The organism is Microbacterium sp. 2FI (assembly GCF_005502885.1).
GTDB lineage: Bacteria > Actinomycetota > Actinomycetes > Actinomycetales > Microbacteriaceae > Microbacterium.
Genome location: NZ_SCMR01000002.1, coordinates 275,439 through 290,757 on the forward strand (window position 1 = coordinate 275,439; position 15,319 = coordinate 290,757).

The 15,319-nt window shown below is 69.7% G+C and carries 19 protein-coding genes; 10 read left to right on the top strand and 9 right to left on the bottom strand.

Annotated features, from left to right (window positions below; genetic code table 11):
* The first annotated feature begins 13 nt into the window (after positions 1-13).
* Positions 14-1,711, top strand: a complete 1,698-nt coding sequence (locus tag FFS15_RS03625; RefSeq protein WP_137843631.1) for a DUF885 domain-containing protein — start codon at positions 14-16, stop codon at positions 1,709-1,711.
* A gap of 15 nt (positions 1,712-1,726) precedes the next feature.
* Here the strand turns inward: FFS15_RS03625 and FFS15_RS03630 are convergent, their stop codons facing one another.
* Positions 1,727-2,353: a phosphoribosyltransferase family protein gene (locus FFS15_RS03630; protein ID WP_137843632.1), complete on the bottom strand. Its 627-nt coding sequence runs from the start codon at positions 2,351-2,353 to the stop codon at positions 1,727-1,729.
* Between the two features lie 106 nt (positions 2,354-2,459).
* Between FFS15_RS03630 and FFS15_RS03635 the strand changes: the two genes are divergently transcribed.
* The 3 genes from FFS15_RS03635 to FFS15_RS03645 are packed head-to-tail and all read left to right on the top strand — an operon-like array spanning position 2,460 to position 5,670.
* Positions 2,460-3,497, top strand: coding sequence for an LLM class flavin-dependent oxidoreductase (locus FFS15_RS03635; RefSeq protein WP_137843633.1), 1,038 nt, complete (start codon positions 2,460-2,462; stop codon positions 3,495-3,497).
* 36 nt (positions 3,498-3,533) lie between these two features.
* Complete coding sequence (locus FFS15_RS03640; protein ID WP_137843634.1) at positions 3,534-4,889, top strand: MFS transporter; 1,356 nt, start codon at positions 3,534-3,536, stop codon at positions 4,887-4,889.
* A gap of 19 nt (positions 4,890-4,908) precedes the next feature.
* Positions 4,909-5,670 carry an SGNH/GDSL hydrolase family protein gene (locus FFS15_RS03645; RefSeq protein WP_171013067.1) on the top strand — a complete coding sequence of 254 codons (762 nt, stop codon included), beginning with the start codon at positions 4,909-4,911 and terminating at the stop codon, positions 5,668-5,670.
* Between the two features lie 22 nt (positions 5,671-5,692).
* Here the strand turns inward: FFS15_RS03645 and FFS15_RS03650 are convergent, their stop codons facing one another.
* Both FFS15_RS03650 and FFS15_RS03655 read right to left on the bottom strand, forming a co-directional pair.
* The gene (locus tag FFS15_RS03650; RefSeq protein ID WP_249353680.1) at positions 5,693-6,190 is read right to left on the bottom strand and encodes a DUF2087 domain-containing protein; all 498 of its coding nucleotides are present in this window, start codon (positions 6,188-6,190) and stop codon (positions 5,693-5,695) included.
* Entirely contained in the window at positions 6,187-6,747 is a 561-nt protein-coding gene (locus FFS15_RS03655) for a dihydrofolate reductase family protein (protein ID WP_137843635.1), read from the bottom strand. Before FFS15_RS03655 ends, FFS15_RS03650 begins: the two co-directional genes overlap by 4 nt.
* Before the next feature lie 93 nt (positions 6,748-6,840).
* Here FFS15_RS03655 and FFS15_RS03660 point away from each other — a divergent pair, with 93 nt between their 5' ends.
* Both FFS15_RS03660 and FFS15_RS03665 read left to right on the top strand, forming a co-directional pair.
* Positions 6,841-7,221, top strand: a complete 381-nt coding sequence (locus FFS15_RS03660; protein WP_137843636.1) for a metalloregulator ArsR/SmtB family transcription factor — start codon at positions 6,841-6,843, stop codon at positions 7,219-7,221.
* On the top strand, positions 7,214-7,660 hold the full coding sequence (locus FFS15_RS03665; protein ID WP_137843637.1) for an SRPBCC domain-containing protein: 447 nt from the start codon (positions 7,214-7,216) through the stop codon (positions 7,658-7,660). Before FFS15_RS03660 ends, FFS15_RS03665 begins: the two co-directional genes overlap by 8 nt.
* 16 nt (positions 7,661-7,676) lie before the next feature.
* Here FFS15_RS03665 and FFS15_RS03670 read toward each other — a convergent pair whose 3' ends face one another.
* Positions 7,677-8,525, bottom strand: a complete 849-nt coding sequence (locus FFS15_RS03670) for a PfkB family carbohydrate kinase (RefSeq protein WP_137843638.1) — start codon at positions 8,523-8,525, stop codon at positions 7,677-7,679.
* On the bottom strand, positions 8,525-9,442 hold the full coding sequence (locus FFS15_RS03675) for a pseudouridine-5'-phosphate glycosidase (RefSeq protein ID WP_349290446.1): 918 nt from the start codon (positions 9,440-9,442) through the stop codon (positions 8,525-8,527). Before FFS15_RS03675 ends, FFS15_RS03670 begins: the two co-directional genes overlap by 1 nt.
* A gap of 170 nt (positions 9,443-9,612) precedes the next feature.
* Here FFS15_RS03675 and FFS15_RS03680 point away from each other — a divergent pair, with 170 nt between their 5' ends.
* The 3 genes from FFS15_RS03680 to FFS15_RS18820 all read left to right on the top strand — a co-directional run bounded on the left by FFS15_RS03680 (position 9,613) and on the right by FFS15_RS18820 (position 10,993).
* Positions 9,613-9,876: a DUF6458 family protein gene (locus tag FFS15_RS03680; protein WP_137843639.1), complete on the top strand. Its 264-nt coding sequence runs from the start codon at positions 9,613-9,615 to the stop codon at positions 9,874-9,876.
* Positions 9,877-10,070: 194 nt separating this feature from the next.
* Entirely contained in the window at positions 10,071-10,559 is a 489-nt protein-coding gene (locus FFS15_RS18815; protein ID WP_249353682.1) for an AEC family transporter, read from the top strand.
* Positions 10,560-10,567: 8 nt separating this feature from the next.
* A complete protein-coding gene (locus FFS15_RS18820; protein ID WP_249353684.1) occupies positions 10,568-10,993 on the top strand; it encodes an AEC family transporter in 426 nt (141 codons plus the stop codon).
* On the opposite strand, the gene FFS15_RS03690 is transcribed toward FFS15_RS18820, so the two are convergent.
* The 3 genes from FFS15_RS03690 to FFS15_RS03700 are packed head-to-tail and all read right to left on the bottom strand — an operon-like array spanning position 10,974 to position 12,582.
* On the bottom strand, positions 10,974-11,270 hold the full coding sequence (locus FFS15_RS03690) for a DUF6510 family protein (protein ID WP_249353686.1): 297 nt from the start codon (positions 11,268-11,270) through the stop codon (positions 10,974-10,976). The genes FFS15_RS18820 and FFS15_RS03690 overlap by 20 nt on opposite strands.
* Positions 11,267-11,992, bottom strand: coding sequence for an FAD-binding oxidoreductase (locus FFS15_RS03695; RefSeq protein WP_137843641.1), 726 nt, complete (start codon positions 11,990-11,992; stop codon positions 11,267-11,269). Before FFS15_RS03695 ends, FFS15_RS03690 begins: the two co-directional genes overlap by 4 nt.
* Positions 11,989-12,582 carry a sulfite oxidase-like oxidoreductase gene (locus FFS15_RS03700; protein ID WP_137843642.1) on the bottom strand — a complete coding sequence of 198 codons (594 nt, stop codon included), beginning with the start codon at positions 12,580-12,582 and terminating at the stop codon, positions 11,989-11,991. The genes FFS15_RS03695 and FFS15_RS03700 overlap by 4 nt, the downstream gene beginning before the upstream one ends.
* A 122-nt stretch (positions 12,583-12,704) precedes the next feature.
* On the opposite strand from FFS15_RS03700, the gene FFS15_RS03705 reads away from it, so the two are divergent.
* Complete coding sequence (locus tag FFS15_RS03705; RefSeq protein ID WP_137843643.1) at positions 12,705-13,262, top strand: DUF308 domain-containing protein; 558 nt, start codon at positions 12,705-12,707, stop codon at positions 13,260-13,262.
* Between the two features lie 69 nt (positions 13,263-13,331).
* Here FFS15_RS03705 and FFS15_RS03710 read toward each other — a convergent pair whose 3' ends face one another.
* Positions 13,332-15,317 carry a S9 family peptidase gene (locus FFS15_RS03710; protein ID WP_137843644.1) on the bottom strand — a complete coding sequence of 662 codons (1,986 nt, stop codon included), beginning with the start codon at positions 15,315-15,317 and terminating at the stop codon, positions 13,332-13,334.
* Between the last annotated feature and the right edge of the window lie 2 nt (positions 15,318-15,319).

The following is a 15,319-nucleotide window of genomic DNA, read 5'->3' on the forward strand; positions in this document are numbered from 1 at the left end:
TAGGCTCGGTTCCATGACTGACGCAACACGCACGCCTACGCCGATCGACACGATCGCCGACGCGTGGGTCGACACCCTCGCCGAGCTCGAGCCGACGCTGGCGACCTACATCGGCCGTTCCGAATACAACGACCGCTTCGGCGACTACAGCCCCGAAGGCCAGGCCCGCCTGGCCGAAGCCGGCCGTGCCACACTCGCCGCACTCCAGGCCGCCACCCCGGTCGACGACATCGACGCCGTCACCCAGGATGACCTGTCGCGCGAGATCCAGGTCGGCCTCGACCTCCACGAGACGCGATGGCACCTGCGCGATCTGAATGTCATCGCCTCGCCGGCGCAGGACATCCGCTCGGTGTTCGACCTGATGCCCACCGACACCACCGACGACTGGTCGGTGGTCTCGACGCGTCTCGCGGCGGTTCCCGGCGCCGTCGACGGCTACATCGAGACGCTGCGCACCGGCATGGCGGAGGGCATCGTCCCCGCGCGTCGCCAGGTGCTCGAGGTGGCGACGCAGATCGCGCGCTACACCGCCGACACCGGCTTCTTCGCGACCTTCGCCGGCGACGCCGCCCCCGCCGAAGGCCAGCTGCCGGCATCGCTCGCGCGCGACCTCGCCGACAACGCGAACGCCGCGCGGGTGGCCTACGACGCCCTCGCCGAGTTCCTCGGCGGCGAGCTCGCGCCGGTCGCGAACGAGAGCGATGCGGTGGGCCGCGAGCACTACGCGCTTCACTCGCGCCGGTTCCTCGGCGCGACGATCGACCTCGACGAGACCTACGAGTGGGGTGTCGAGGAGCTCGCCCGCATGGTCGCCGAGCAGGAGTCGATCGCGAACGAGATCCTCCCGGGGGCCTCGGTCGAAGAGGCCGTCGCCTTCCTCGAGAAGGACGCGAGCCGCAAGCTCGTCGGCACCGACGCACTGCAGAAGTGGATGCAGGAGACGAGCGACCGCGCGGTCGCCGAGCTCGGCAAGAGCCATTTCGACATCGCCGAGCCCATCCGCAAGCTCGAGTGCATGATCGCGCCCACGAAGGAAGGCGGGATCTACTACACCGGTCCCACCGACGACTTCTCGCGCCCGGGCCGCATGTGGTGGTCTGTACCCGAGGGCGTCGAGGAGTTCGACACCTGGCGCGAGCTCACCACCGTGTATCACGAGGGCGTTCCCGGCCACCATCTGCAGATCGCGCAGGCCGTCTACAACCGCGCGCAGCTGAACTCCTACCGCCGTCTTCTCGGTGGCACCTCGGGTCACGCCGAGGGCTGGGCGCTATACGCCGAGCGGCTCATGCAGCAGCTCGGCTACCTCGACGACCCGGCCGACCGTCTCGGCATGCTCGACGGCCAGCGCATGCGCGCCGCGCGCGTGGTGCTCGACATCGGCGTGCACCTGGGCAAGCCCCGCCTCGACGCTTCGTCCGGGCTCAGCGCGAGCGGCGAGGGCACATGGGATGCCGCCTACGCGCTGGAGTTCATGCGCGGGAACGTCAACATGCCCGACGAGTTCGTGTCGTTCGAGGTGAACCGCTACCTCGGCTGGCCGGGCCAGGCCCCGTCGTACAAGGTGGGCCAGCGTATCTGGGAGCAGCTGCGCGACGAGGTCGCCGAGCGCGAGGGCGACGCCTTCTCGATCAAGCAGTTCCACAAGCGCGCGCTCGACATCGGCGGTGTCGGACTCGACACCCTCCGCGCAGCGCTGTCGCGCTGACCCGCTCGACGAGAATCAGCCGCGGAGGTCGTGGGACAGCAGCTCCACGACCTCCGCGTCGCTCGTCTGCGTGAAATCGTCGTAGAACGGGCCGACCGCCCAGAAGTCGTGCTCGCGGTGCGGGCAGACGAACACGTCGGCGGCGTCGGCATCCGGCAGCCAGGTGGCCGGCGCAACCGGAACCGCGAGCACTATCGACTCCGCCTCGCGAGCCCGCAGCGACCGGCATGCCGCGGTCGCGGTCGCCCCGGTGGCCACGCCGTCGTCGATGACGATCGCGATCCGGCCCGCGATGTCTTCGGCGGCGGCGAACAGTGCCGTCCGCCGGCGCAGCTCGATGCGTTCGCGATCTTCGACGTCCGAGAGCTGCGCCGGCGTGATGCGTCCCGCGCACAGAGCGTCGTCGTCTATGACGCGCACGTCCTCGGCGATGGCGCCGATCGCGAACTCCTCGTGTGCGGGAGCGCCGAGCTTGCGGACGACCGCCGCGCGCAGCGGCAGGCCCAGTCCGTGCGCGACGACGGCGGCCACGACGATCCCCCCGCGCGGGATGCCGAAGACCACGGCATCCGATCCGCGCCACGCATCCAGATCACGGGCGAGCTGGTGCCCCGCGTCGCGGCGATCGGCGAAGATGGCCATGCGTTCACGTTACGCCGACACGTCCGGCATGTGTCTCCGGGAATGCGGCGCGCGTCCCCGCGGTTCATTCACACGCATACACAATCGCGCAGAAGGCAGCCACGTCATGACCGATCCCTCCACCGTCGAACTCGGACTCGACACCTTCGGCGACATCACCCGCGACGAGGCCGGCGAACTCGTCAGCGGCGCGCAGACCATTCGCGACGTCGTCGAGCAGGCCGTCCTCGCCGATCAGTCCGGCCTCGCGTTCTTCGGCGTGGGGGAGCATCACCGTCGCGAGTTCGCGATCTCGAGCCCCGAGATCGTGCTGGCGGCAGCGGCCGCGAGCACCGAACGCATCCACCTCGGCACCGCGGTCACCGTGCTCTCGAGCGACGATCCGGTGCGCGTGTACGAGCGCTTCGCGACGCTCGACGCGGTCTCCAACGGGCGCGCCGAGGTGATCCTCGGCCGCGGTTCGTTCATCGAGTCGTTCCCGCTCTTCGGCTACGACCTGCGCGACTACGAGACGCTCTTCGACGAGAAGCTCGACCTCTTCTCGCGCCTGCTCGACGAGACCCCCGTGACGTGGGAGGGGACGCTGCGCGCGCCGCTCTCCGAAGCCGATGTGTACCCCAAGACGGAGAACGGACTGAAGGCCTGGGTGGGGGTCGGCGGCACGCCCGAATCGGTGGTCCGCGCCGCGCGCCACGGCTACGGCCTCATGCTCGCGATCATCGGCGGACCGTCCGCGCGGTTCCGCCCGTTCGCCGACCTCTACCACCGGTCGCTCGAGTCGTTCGGCCGTGACCGGCTGCCGATCGGGGTCCACTCACCCGGCCACATCGCCGCCACCGACCAGCAGGCCTGGGACGAGGCGTACGCCGGATTCGAGGCGATGAACAACACCATCGGGCGCGAACGCGGATGGCCGCCGTACAGCAGGATGCGGTTCCAGCACGACGTCGGCCCCGAGGGCGCGCTCTACGTCGGCTCGCCCGAGACCGTCGCCCGCAAGATCGCGACGACCGTGCAGACCCTCGGCGCGTCACGCTTCGACATGAAGTTCTCGACGGGCACTCTCTCGCACGCGAAGATGATGCGGTCGATCGAGCTCTACGGCACCCAGGTGGCCCCGCTCGTGCGCGACATGCTGTCGTAGCAGTACGTGAGGCCTCGGCATCCGTACGATGACGCTATGACGGATGCCGACACCCGCGCTTCGGCGACGCTCTCGGAGCGCCTCGATCGGCTGCCCTTCACCCGCCGGCATCTGCGGGTGCTCACCGGTTCGGGGCTCGGGTGGGCGCTGGATGCGATGGACGTGGGGCTCATCTCGTTCGTGCTGGCCGCTCTCGCCGCACAATGGAGCCTCGCGCCGCACGAGACCGCGTGGATCGCGTCGATCGGGTTCGTCGGCATGGCGATCGGTGCCAGCGTCGGCGGGCTGCTGGCGGATCGGTTCGGACGGCGCCAGGTCTTCGCCGTCACGCTCCTCGTCTATGGCCTCGCGACCGGGGCGAGTGCCCTCGTCGGGGGACTCGTGGCGCTGCTGATTCTGCGGTTCCTCGTGGGACTCGGGCTCGGTGCGGAGCTGCCGGTCGCTTCGACGTACGTCAGCGAGTTCGCGCCGGCGCGCATGCGGGGCCGGCTCATCGTGATCCTCGAGGCCTTCTGGGCGGTCGGTTGGACGGCAGCCGCCCTCATCGGCTTCTTCGTCATCCCGGCATCCGAGAACGGATGGCGATGGGCGTTCGCGCTGGGTGCCATCCCGGCGGCATATGCACTGGTCGTGCGGTGGGGGCTCCCCGAGTCGGCGCGCTGGCTCGAGCGGCGCGGACGCCACGTAGATGCCGAGGCCGTGGTGCGCGAGTTCGAAGACGCCGCCGGGGCGAGCCCCGATGCCGTCGCCCCTGCCGGAGCGGACATTCCACCGGCGGTGGCGCCTTCGCTGGGCGCGCGACTGGCCGCCCTCTGGTCTCGGGAATTCCGACTGCGCACGACGAGCCTCTGGCTCGTGTGGTTCTGCGTCAATTTCTCGTACTACGGCGCGTTCATCTGGATTCCGTCGATCCTCGTCTCGCAGGGCTACGACCTGGTGCGCTCGTTCGGCTTCACCCTCATCATCACGCTCGCGCAGCTGCCGGGCTACGCGGTCGCGGCGTGGCTCATCGAGGTGTGGGGCCGCCGCGCAACGCTCTCGGTGTTCCTCGTCGGCTCGGCGGTCTCGGCGGTGTTCTTCGGCACGGCGACGTCGGCCGGGGGAGTGATCGCAGCGGGAATGGCGCTGTCGTTCTTCAACCTGGGGGCCTGGGGCGCTCTGTACGCCGTCACCCCCGAGATGTACCCGACGTCACTGCGAGCGACAGGGTCAGGGTGGGCAGCCGGCGTCGGCCGCATCGCGTCGATCGTCGCGCCGCTCGCGGTGCCGGTTCTGCTCGTCACGGGCGGTGCGCCGCTGCTGTTCGTGGTCTTCGCGGCGTTCTTCGCCGTCGCTGCCGTTGCGGCGTGGGGGCTGGTCGATCGTCGCGGGCGCGCGCTCGACGACCGCTGACCCGGCATAGGCTGGGCAGGTGGCAACCGTGCGTTTCGTGGCGATCGGCGACTCGTTCACCGAGGGCGTCGGTGACGAGCTGCCCGACGGGCGTGTGCGCGGATGGGCCGACCTCGTCGCCCACGGCTGGGCGGATGCCGTGGGCGAGCCGATCGAGTACGCGAACTTCGCGATCCGCGGCAAGCTCGTCCAGCCGATCGTCGAGCAGCAGCTTGAACCCGCTCTCGCGCTGAAGCCGACCCACCTGTCGTTCAACGGCGGCGGCAACGACATGCTGCGGCCGCGCACGAGCGTGTCGCGCGTCGTCGCTGCGTTCGAACTGGTGCTGCGCCGGTGCGACGAAGAGGGCGTGAAGCTCATCCTGCTCTCGGGCGCGAATCCCTCCGGACACCTGCCGCTCAGCCGCGTGATCCAGCGGCGAGGCGACCTGCTCTCGGCAGCGGTGTCGGCGCGATTCGCCGACCGTGATGACATCGTGCGCGCCTTCAACTGGCCCGACCGCGAACTTTCGAGTGCGCCGTACTGGTCCGAGGACCGACTGCACATGAACCCTCGGGGCCACCACCGAGTGGCCGCCCGCGTCCTGACGGCGCTCGGGCACGAGCCGCCCGTCGGCTGGTGGTCGCTTCCGCCGCTGCCGAACGCCGCGGCGCGCGGCATGGCGTACTACCGCGACCATGTGGGTCCGTGGGTGCAGCGGCGCCTCACGGGCACGAGTTCGGGCGACGGGCGCGAGCCGAAGTTCGCGTCCTGGACCACGTTCGAGCCCGGCACCGCCTGAAGACGCCGCGGAGACCTCGTCTTCAGGCTCGCTCGATGACCGGCGCGTACTCGGTTCCCGACCGCGTACGTTCGAGAAGTCCGGCGTCGACCAGGTAGCGGCGCAGCGCCGCGACGTCGTCGGTGAACTGCGCGAGTCGCTCGTTGACGGCGCGCTCGGTGAGCACGTCTTCGGGGCGGAAGGCGCGCGCGGCGATCCACGCGAGGAGCTCACGACGATCCGCGTCGCGCACCGGATACCGATCGATGCGTCCGTCCGCGTCGAGGTACCGAGCGGGACCCGTCGGCTTCGCGATCGGCGCCTCATCGAGCACGCGCCGGATCCCACCCTCATCGAAGCGCACGGCACCCGCGTCGTCGATGCGGACGAGTCCGAGGTCGGCCAGCCGTCCGGCGGCGCGTGCGCGTCGCGCGGCGGGGAGTACCGCGGCAGCATCCGTCGCCGTCATCGCCTCGGCGAGAACCTGGCGCAGGTCGGGATTGAGAAGCGCCGCCATCACGCCCCGCCAGCGCTCACTCACGATGCGGTCCGCACCGAGTAGACGAGCTCGGCGAACTGGCCGGCCTGCGCGACCTTCTCGAGGCGCAGCCGGTCGGATTCGAGCCTGCGGGGGAGAAGAGGGCGCCCCGAGCCGAGCGTGGTCGGCGCGATCGACACGCGGATCTCGTCGAGCAGCGCGGCGTCGGCGAACTGACCGACCAGATCTCCGCCGCCGACGATCCACACGTCGCGATCGCCCGCGGCTGCGGCGAGTTCGTCCCATACCGCCGTCACGTCCCCCGAGCGGAAGCGCAGATCGGCTCCGGGAACAGCCGGAAGGTCGCGCGTGCTCATCACGAAGGCGGGTTTGCCGGTGTAGTACCACTTCTCGGGATGTTCGAGCAGCTTCTCGTGGGCGAGCAGCCACTCGTAGGTCGTCGAGCCCATGATGAGGGCGCCGATGCCCTCGAGGAAGCCGCCGAAGGCGTTCTCGGCGTCGTCGGCGCCGGGGACGACGAACAGCCACGACAGCGAATCGTCGTCATCGGCGAGGAAGCCGTCGAGGGTGGTCGCGGTGTTGAAGATGACGCGTGGCATGACCACACGGTATCGCGCCCTCCCGACGGGTTTGACGCTATATTTAACCATGTAGTACTGTACCGATCAGTTGAATACGAAGGGAGCGAAAAGATGTCGACCGACGAACTCAGTCGCACGTTCGCAGCCCTCGCCGATCCCACGCGCCGCGCCATCCTGGCGCGACTCGCCGGGGGAGAGGCGACGGTGGGCGAGATCGCCGCACCGTTCGCGATGACCTTCGCCGCGGTCTCGAAGCATCTGCGCGTGCTCGAGGGAGCGGGCCTGGTCACTCGCGGGCGCGACGCCCAGTTCCGTCCCGCTCGCCTCGACGCCCGGCCGCTCGCCGGCGCATCGGCATGGATCGGCGGCTACGCGCAGTTCTGGGAAGACAGCATCGGCGCCCTCGACCAGTACCTCAACGCCCTCCAGCAGCTCACCACAGACAGCACCACCCCCGACGCCATCACCGACAAGGAGAACCCCCATGGCTGACTACTTCACGATCACCCGCACGCTCAGCGCCCCGCGCGAGCTCGTCTTCGAGGCGATCACCCAGCCCGAGCACTTCGCCGTGTGGTTCGGCACCGCCGCGGTCGAGGTTCCGCAGGAATCCCTCACGATGGATGTGCGCCCCGGCGGCGCCTTCCGCGCCGTGATGCTCCTGCCCGACGGCAACCGCATCGACTGGGCAGGGGAGTACAAGGTCGTCGAGCCGCCATCGCACCTCGCGATGACCCTCACCGATCAGCCGGGCGACGATGAGGGGCTCCCCGTGCTGTTCGACCTCGAAGAGGTCGACGGCGGCACGAAGCTCACCATCAGCCAGGACCGCTCGGACTTCAGCGACGAGCAGGTGGCGGCGACGATCGCCGGCTACAACGCGTTCATCGACGACATCGAGGACGTGCTCGCGGGGCTCCAGTCGGTCTGACCGACCGGAGCGGCGGTCACAGGGCGCCCGCGCGGCGCAGCGCGCTCATCGCGAGCACGCTGCCCGCGCGGGCGCTCGTCTGCGGATCGGCGCCATCGAGGGCGGCGGTGATGAACCCGGCCGCGAAAGCGTCACCGGCACCCGTCGAATCGAGCACGTCGTCGACTCGCTCGACCGGCACCTCGGAGCGGCCGCCGCTCGCCTCGACGATCACCGGATCCGGGCCGCGCTTGATGACGTAAACACCGTCCGTGGCCGGGGAGAGGCCGAGCTCGGCGGCAGTCCGGGCTTCGTCCTCGTTCGCGAAGACGACGTCGGGGCGCACGCGCTCGAGGACTTCGGCGAGCACGCCGGCCCCGAGCGTGCGGAGCGTCTGAACGCTGGAGAGGTCGAGGCTCACCCGGATGCCGCGCGCCGACGCATCTGCCACGGCATCCTCCAACGCCGCCCGCGATCGCGACTGGGCGAATCCGTAGAGCGGCAGGTGGACCCACCGGGCGCCCGTCAGCCACGTCGGGTCGATCGCGTCGAGTTCGGCGGCGGCACCGCGGTCGGTGATCATGGTGCGCTCGCCGACGGCGTCGACGAGCACGACGATGGCGCCGGTGCGTCCGGCTTGCTGGACGCACACGTCGACGCCCGCCGCCTCCAGCTCGCTCACGAGCGCCCCGGCGAGGGTGTCGTCGCCGACCCGGCCGATGAAGCGCACCGGATGCCGCGCTGCCGCGGCCGCAGCAGCGGCCACGTTCGCGGCGCTGCCGCCCCGCGTGAGGCGCACCTCGGCCGGATTGTCGGTGCCGCGCTCGAGCGACGCGCCGCCCAGCACGATGAGATCGGCGACGAGATCGCCGATGACGACGAGCATCAGCGCCCGCCTGCGAGCGCGAGCGCGATCTCGGCGCCGAGGGCGACGTTGCCGCGGTAGACGTCGACGTTCACGTCGAGGCTGCGTCCGCCGGTCTCGCGCTGCATGAAGTCCAGCAGGAACGGCGTGGTGTCGTGGCCTGCGATGCCGCGCGACTCGGCCTCGGCGAGAGCCCGGGCGAGCACCTCGTCGTGGAGCTCCGGCGGCAGCTCACGGTCTGCCGGTACCGGGTTCGCGACAAGCAGCGTTGAGCGGATCCCAAGAGCGTCGCGGCTCTCGGCGATGCGGGCGATCTCGTTTGGGGAGTCGACCGCGTACTCGATGTCGTGACCGGAGTCGGCGATGTAGAAGCCGGGGTAGTCGGTGGTCCGGTAGCCCACGACCGCGAGGCCGAGGGTCTCGAGGCGCTCGAGGGTGAGGGGGATGTCGAGGATGGACTTGACTCCCGCGCTCACGACGACGAGGGGCAGTGTGGCGAGGGTCGCCAGGTCGGCCGACTCGTCGAAGGTCTGCTGCGCACCGCGGTGCACGCCGCCGAGGCCGCCTGTGCTGAACACGCGCACGCCGGCACGGTCGGCGAGATAAGCGGTGGCGGCGACCGTCGTCCCGGCGCTGAGCCCCTGAGCGACGGCGATCGGAAGATCGCGGAGGCTGGCCTTGATGACGCCGTCGGTCGTCGGCAGACGCTCGATCTCGTCGGTCGACAGCCCCACCGTCGCCCGACCGTCGATCACGCCGATCGTGGCCGGCGTCACTCCCAGCGCCCGCACGCGCTCCTCGGCTTCGATTGCGACCTCGAGGTTGCGGGGGCGGGGGAGTCCGTGCGTGAAGATGGTCGATTCGAGAGCGAGCACCGGGATGCCGGCATCGACGGCCGCCTGGACGTGGGGGGCGATCACGAGGGCGCGAGAATTCACCGGGATCCTTCCTGTTGCAGACACGTGCCACGGTAGCGCCGATCTGACGGAGAGCGCGTTTGTCAACCCCCTGTGCGCTGTCGACCTGGTGCGGGAAGGTGTTGTCAGGGACGAACGCGTCCCGCACACAGGGGAGGGCTGATCGCCGCGCCCCGAGAAAGGAACCTCGCATGAGCATCGGAGCAGGCATTGCGCTGTTCGCCATCGGAGCCATCCTCGCGTTCGCGGTGAACGTCGAGGTCGAGTGGGTCAATCTCGACATGATCGGCTACATCCTGATGGCCGCCGGCGCCGTCATCTTCATCATCGGCATCGTCCTCATGGCACGGCGCCGTCGCACCGAGTCGGTGACGCACACCGCCGTCGACCCCGCATCGAACGAGCGCGTGACGCGCCAGTCCACGAGCGCCCCCGACAACACCGCCGGCCTCTGACAGCAGACCGGATGAGACGGGGCGGGGCCTTCGGGCTCCGCCCCGTTTCGCGTGTGCGGAGGCGGGGCCGTTCCCGCGTAACCTGACATAATGTGCATTATCGGCTAATGTGGAATTGCCAGACTGTTCCGCCTATCGGCACGGTGATCATGGTGGATTCGGGCCGCACGGCGCGAAATCTCTAGGCTCGGAACATGTTGGAGTCGCTCACCGGATTCGTCGTGGTGGGTGTCGCGATCGTCGTGGGCTGGGTCATCGGGCGCATCGACCTGCTCGGCGATCACGCGCGACCGGTGCTCGCGCGGCTGACGTTCTTCGTCCTGTCGCCGTTCCTGCTGTTCGTCGTGCTCTCGCAGGCCGACGTCCGCACGCTCTTCTCGGCGCTTCTCCCGGTATCGGCGATCGCCGCGATCGTCATCCTCCTCATCTACACGCTCGTCGCCCGGCTCGCGTGGAAGCGCTCGGTCGGCGAGACGGTCATCGGAGCCCTCAGCGCCGGCCAGGTGAACTCGAACAACATCGGCATTCCACTCTCGCTGTACCTGCTCGGCAGCGCCGCTTATCCGGCTCCGGTCATCCTGCTGCAGCTGCTGGTGTTCACGCCGATCACGATGGCGATCCTGGATGCCGCGACCTCGGCCGGAGGTCGACGCTCGGCCGATCGATCAGTCGTACGCTGCTGAACCCCATCGTGCTCGGGTCGGTGCTCGGCACGCTCGTGTCGGTGTCGGGACTCGACCTGCCGCCGGTCGTCATGGAGCCCGCGATGCTCATCGCGAATGCGTGCGTGCCGATCATGCTGATCTCGTACGGCATCTCGCTGCACGGCCAGCGGGTGCTCGGCGCCTCCGGACGCCGCCGCGACATCGTGCTGGCGAGCACGCTCAAGCTCATCGCGATGCCGCTCATCGCATGGGCGGTCGCCGAATTCGTGTTCGGGCTCAGCGCGCACGACGTGCTCATCGTCACGGTGCTCGCTGCTCTCCCGACCGCGCAGAACGTCTTCAACTACTCGCAGCGCTACGACGTGGGCGAGACGATCTCGCGCGACACCGTGTTCCTCACCACGATCGGCTGCGTCCCGGTCCTGCTCCTCGTCACGCTCCTGCTCGGCTGACCCCGACCGGCGCCGTGAACGCCTGCAGCGCCGCGACCACGAAGCGCACGCCCTCCGGCGACCGCAGCACCGTCGCGAGCGTGTGCCGACAGTATCTGCACCGCACGATCGCCCCGACGTCGTCGAGTTCGACGACCGCCTCGGCAAGCGGCGCCGACGACCCGCAGCCGCCGCACAGCCCGACGTATTGCGTGACATCGCCGGCGAACACGTCTGCCAGCAGGCCGGCGAGCGCATTGCCGTCGACGACGGACGCCGCATTCTCAGCACGCATCATGCCCCTCCGAATCTCTCGGTCCTGATCCGGGCGGCTGGATGACCGAGTCGCACGAGCGTGTCGGCGACGTGCTCGACGAACCCCGTCGGCCCGCACACGAAGACGTTCGGCATCCGCTCCGGCTCCCACACGGCCGCGCGCACCGCCTGATCATCGAGGCGGCCCACCGAGCCACCCCAGCCCGCCGGCGCCCTTCGCGTGTATGCCCAGGTCACGGCCACTCCCCTGGGTTCGACCTGATTCCGGATCTCATCGCGATATATCGCGTCTTCGACGGAGCGCACCGAATAGAGCAGGCGAACGGATGCCGCCGCGGCAGCATCCGTCGCGGCGCGAGCCATCGCGACCAACGGCACGATGCCCGAGCCACCCGCGATCAGCTGCACGGGCGCCTCACCCCCGGGCTCCCACACGAAGTAGCCGCCGAGAGGCCCCTTGACCTCGAGTTCGTCGCCGGGCAGCACGTCCTGCACGAGATACGGGGAGACCTCGCCGTCGGGAACCTCGTCGACGGCCAGCTCAAGCACGTGACCGGCGCCATACGAGGCGAGCGAATACGACCGCACCGCGTGATAGCCGTCCTCCGCGGTGAGCCGGATGTCGATGTGCTGGCCCGCGAGATTCCCGGGCCAGCCGTCGACCTCGAGGCGCAGCACACGCGCGTTCGTCGTCGCCGGCGCGACCTCGACGACGCGCGCGGGGCGCCAGCCGCCGACGATCACCAGTACCGCTCCTCCGTCCAGGGATCGCCGTGCATGTTGTACCCGTTCTGCTCCCAGAATCCGGGCTGCTCGTCGGAAGTCAGGGTCAGGCCGCGTACCCACTTCGCGCTCTTCCAGAAGTACAGGTGCGGAACGAGGAGGCGTGCCGGACCACCGTGCTCGGCATCCAGCGGCTCGCCCTCGAACTCGAACGCGACCCACGCCTTGCCGTCGGTGAGATCTTCGAGGGCGATGTTCGTCGTGTAGCCGCCGTAGGAATGGGCCATCGCGAACTCAGCCTCGGTGTCGACCTCGGCCAACAGCGTGTCGAGTGACACGCCGCGCCACGACGTGCCGAGCTTCGACCAGCGCGTGACGCAGTGAATGTCGGTGGCGATGTCATCGATCGGGAGAGAGCGGAACTGCTCCCAGTCCCACGAGGCGATGTGACCGCTCTCGCTGCGGATCGAGAACTCCCACTCCCCCGTGGCTACGCGCGGCGTCGGGCCGGCCGAGAGCACGGGGAAGTCTTCGGTCAGATACTGCCCGGGTGGAAGCCGCGGGTCGCTTTCACGCCGCCGCGCACCGAATCCCCGCGAGAACACCGCCATGAAGCACCTCCGAGTCACGGATGCCGACACGCTCACCGTAGCGCGTCGTGTCCGGAGAGGTTGAAGAACGGGTCTAAGATTGGCCCGCACCTTTACAGGGAACTCTCAGAAAGGACACTCACATGTCCACCGAATCCGCAGCCGAGAAGTCGGCAGTCAACGGTATCCGCACGGCACTCGGCGTGGGCGGCGTCCTCGCCGTCATCGTCGGTATCCTCATCCTCGTCTGGCCCGGCAAGACCGCCATGGTCGTCGCCGCCATCATCGCGATCTACGCCATCGCCGCAGGTCTCGTCTACGCGGGCCTCGGCATCTTCTCCAAGACCAAGGGCGGCTGGGCCCGCGTCGGGCACATCGCGCTCGGCGTGCTTTTCATCATCGCCGGCGTCATCGCGATGTTCAACCTCGGCGCCGCCACCGCGTGGCTCGCCGTGTTCATCGGCATCCTCGTCGGAATCATGTGGATCGTCGAAGGAATCGTGTCGCTCTCGACGCTGGGCGACGCGAGCTCGAAGGGCTGGACGATCTTCTTCGCCATCCTGAGCATCATCGCCGGCATCCTGGTGCTCTTCTCCCCCGTGTGGGGCGTCGTGGTGCTGTGGTGGATCCTCGGCATCTCGCTCATCGTGCTCGGCATCATCAACGTCATTCGCGCCTTCACCTTCAAGGGCGACATCTGACACACGCATCACACAGGAAACGCCCCGGAGAGATCCGGGGCGTTTCCCATTGGCTCGAAGGCGTCGGCGTCAGCTGACGGGGAGCTTGCGCTCCCACCAGTCGAGCACCGCGGCGAAGCGCTCGACGCGGTGACGCGGCTGGCCCGAGCGGGTGAGCTCGTGGTTCTCGCCCGGGAAGACCAGCATCTCGGCATCCGTCCCCTGGCGTTTGAGCGCCGAGTAGTACCGTGTCGCCTGCTCCAGCGGGCACCGATAGTCGAGCTCGGAGTGCAGCACCAGCGTGGGGGTCGTGACCTGATCAACCACCGCCATCGGGCTCTGACGCGCGATGTCGGCCTCGGTCACCCCGACGTACTCGTCACCGAAGAACGACCCGATGTCGCTGGTGCCCTGGAAGGACTGCGGCTCGAGGAACCCGCGCTCGACGATCGCGCCGGCGAAGCGGTGGTCGTGCGCGATGACCCACGCGGTGAGGTAGCCGCCGTACGAGCCGCCCATGACGCCGACCCGGTCGCCGTCGAGACGCCCGTCCGCCGCGACCGCCCCGTCGAGGAAATCGATGACGTCGGCGAAGTCGAGGGTTCCCATCGCCTGGCGGATGCTGCGCCCGTGGGCGCGGCCGTAGCCGGCCGATCCGCGGGGATTGCAGTACACCACGGCGTAGCCCGCGTCGACGAGCACTTGCGTCTCATCGAAGAGGTGGATGCCGTATGAGGCGTAGGGTCCGCCGTGGATCTGGAGGATCACCGGGAAGGGACCTTCGCCCTCGGGCGCCGCGACCCAGCCGTGGACCGGATAGCCGTCGCGGCCGGCAACGGTGAGTTCGCTCGGCGTCGCGATGACGGATGCCGCGGCCCGCGCTCCGAACGCGGTCACCGTGCGGGCGGTGCCCTCGTCGATCAGCACGAGCTCGCCGAACGAATCGGGAGTCGCGACCGCGGCGACGATGCGCTCGCCCGCCGTGGCGTGTCCGGCGACCTCGACGTCGCCGCCGAGGACCTCGTCGATCTCCCCCGTGCGCGAGACGCGCAGCAGGTGCACGCGGCCGCGCGCGCGGTGCTGGACGAGGAAGTCGTCGCCCGCGGCCGAGAGGTGGCTGCCCACCTCGCCGAGATCGATGGTCTCGGCGTCGGTGAGCGCGCGCGGACCGTCGGGCTCGACCAGCCACACGCCGACGCCCGGCGCGATGAAGTCGACGCCCGCGCCGACCTCGTGCGCGAGGACGGCGATCGTGCCCTCCTCGGCCACCGCGATGTCGACGAGCGAGAGCCCGGCATCCGCTCCGAGCACGTCGCGCGAACCCGAGCCGTCGACGGCGACCGCGATGATGCGGTTGCGAAGGTCGCGCCGCAGCGGCTCGATCTCGTCGGGGACCGTGAGCACCTCGGAGCCGTCGGCCGTGAAGACGACGCCGCCGTGCGATGTCGATCCTGTCGTGAGCGCCGTCGCGGTCGCCGCGACCACGGGGCGCACGGGGGCGGTCTCGGCCTCGGCGCGCACCGCCGGGGCCGCGTCGTAGAACGGTTCGGCATCGGTGGCCGGGACCGCGATCACGAAGACGTGGGCGGGGCGGTCGGCGAGGTAGCCGAGGCCGTTGGCGTGCCAGCGGATTCCCGTGACGCGCCGGGGCGCCTCGGCCGCGGCATCCAATCCCTCGACCGAGCCGTAGCGGCCCGGCTCCGGGACGCGCGCCAGGAAGGCGAGGGTCCTGCCGTCCGGCGACCAGGCGAACCCCTCGACGCCGATCGGCGCATCGGTGGCCTGCATGGGTTCCCCACCGGTCGCATCGACGACGAAGATCTGCGGCCGCTTCTTGGCGTCGCCGCGGAGGAACGCGATGCGCGCACCGTCGGGCGACAGGCGCGGCGCGGCATCCGCTGTTCCCCGCGTCAGCCGACGCGGCGTGCCATCGGGCAGGTCGACGCGCCACACCTGGCCGACCGCGCGGTTGGCGACGAGATCCGGGCGCGACGTCGCGAAGACGGCGAACGAGGCGTCAGGGGCGATGTCGGGGCGTCCGACCGAGACGAGGGTGTCGATGTCGCCGGCGCGCATCG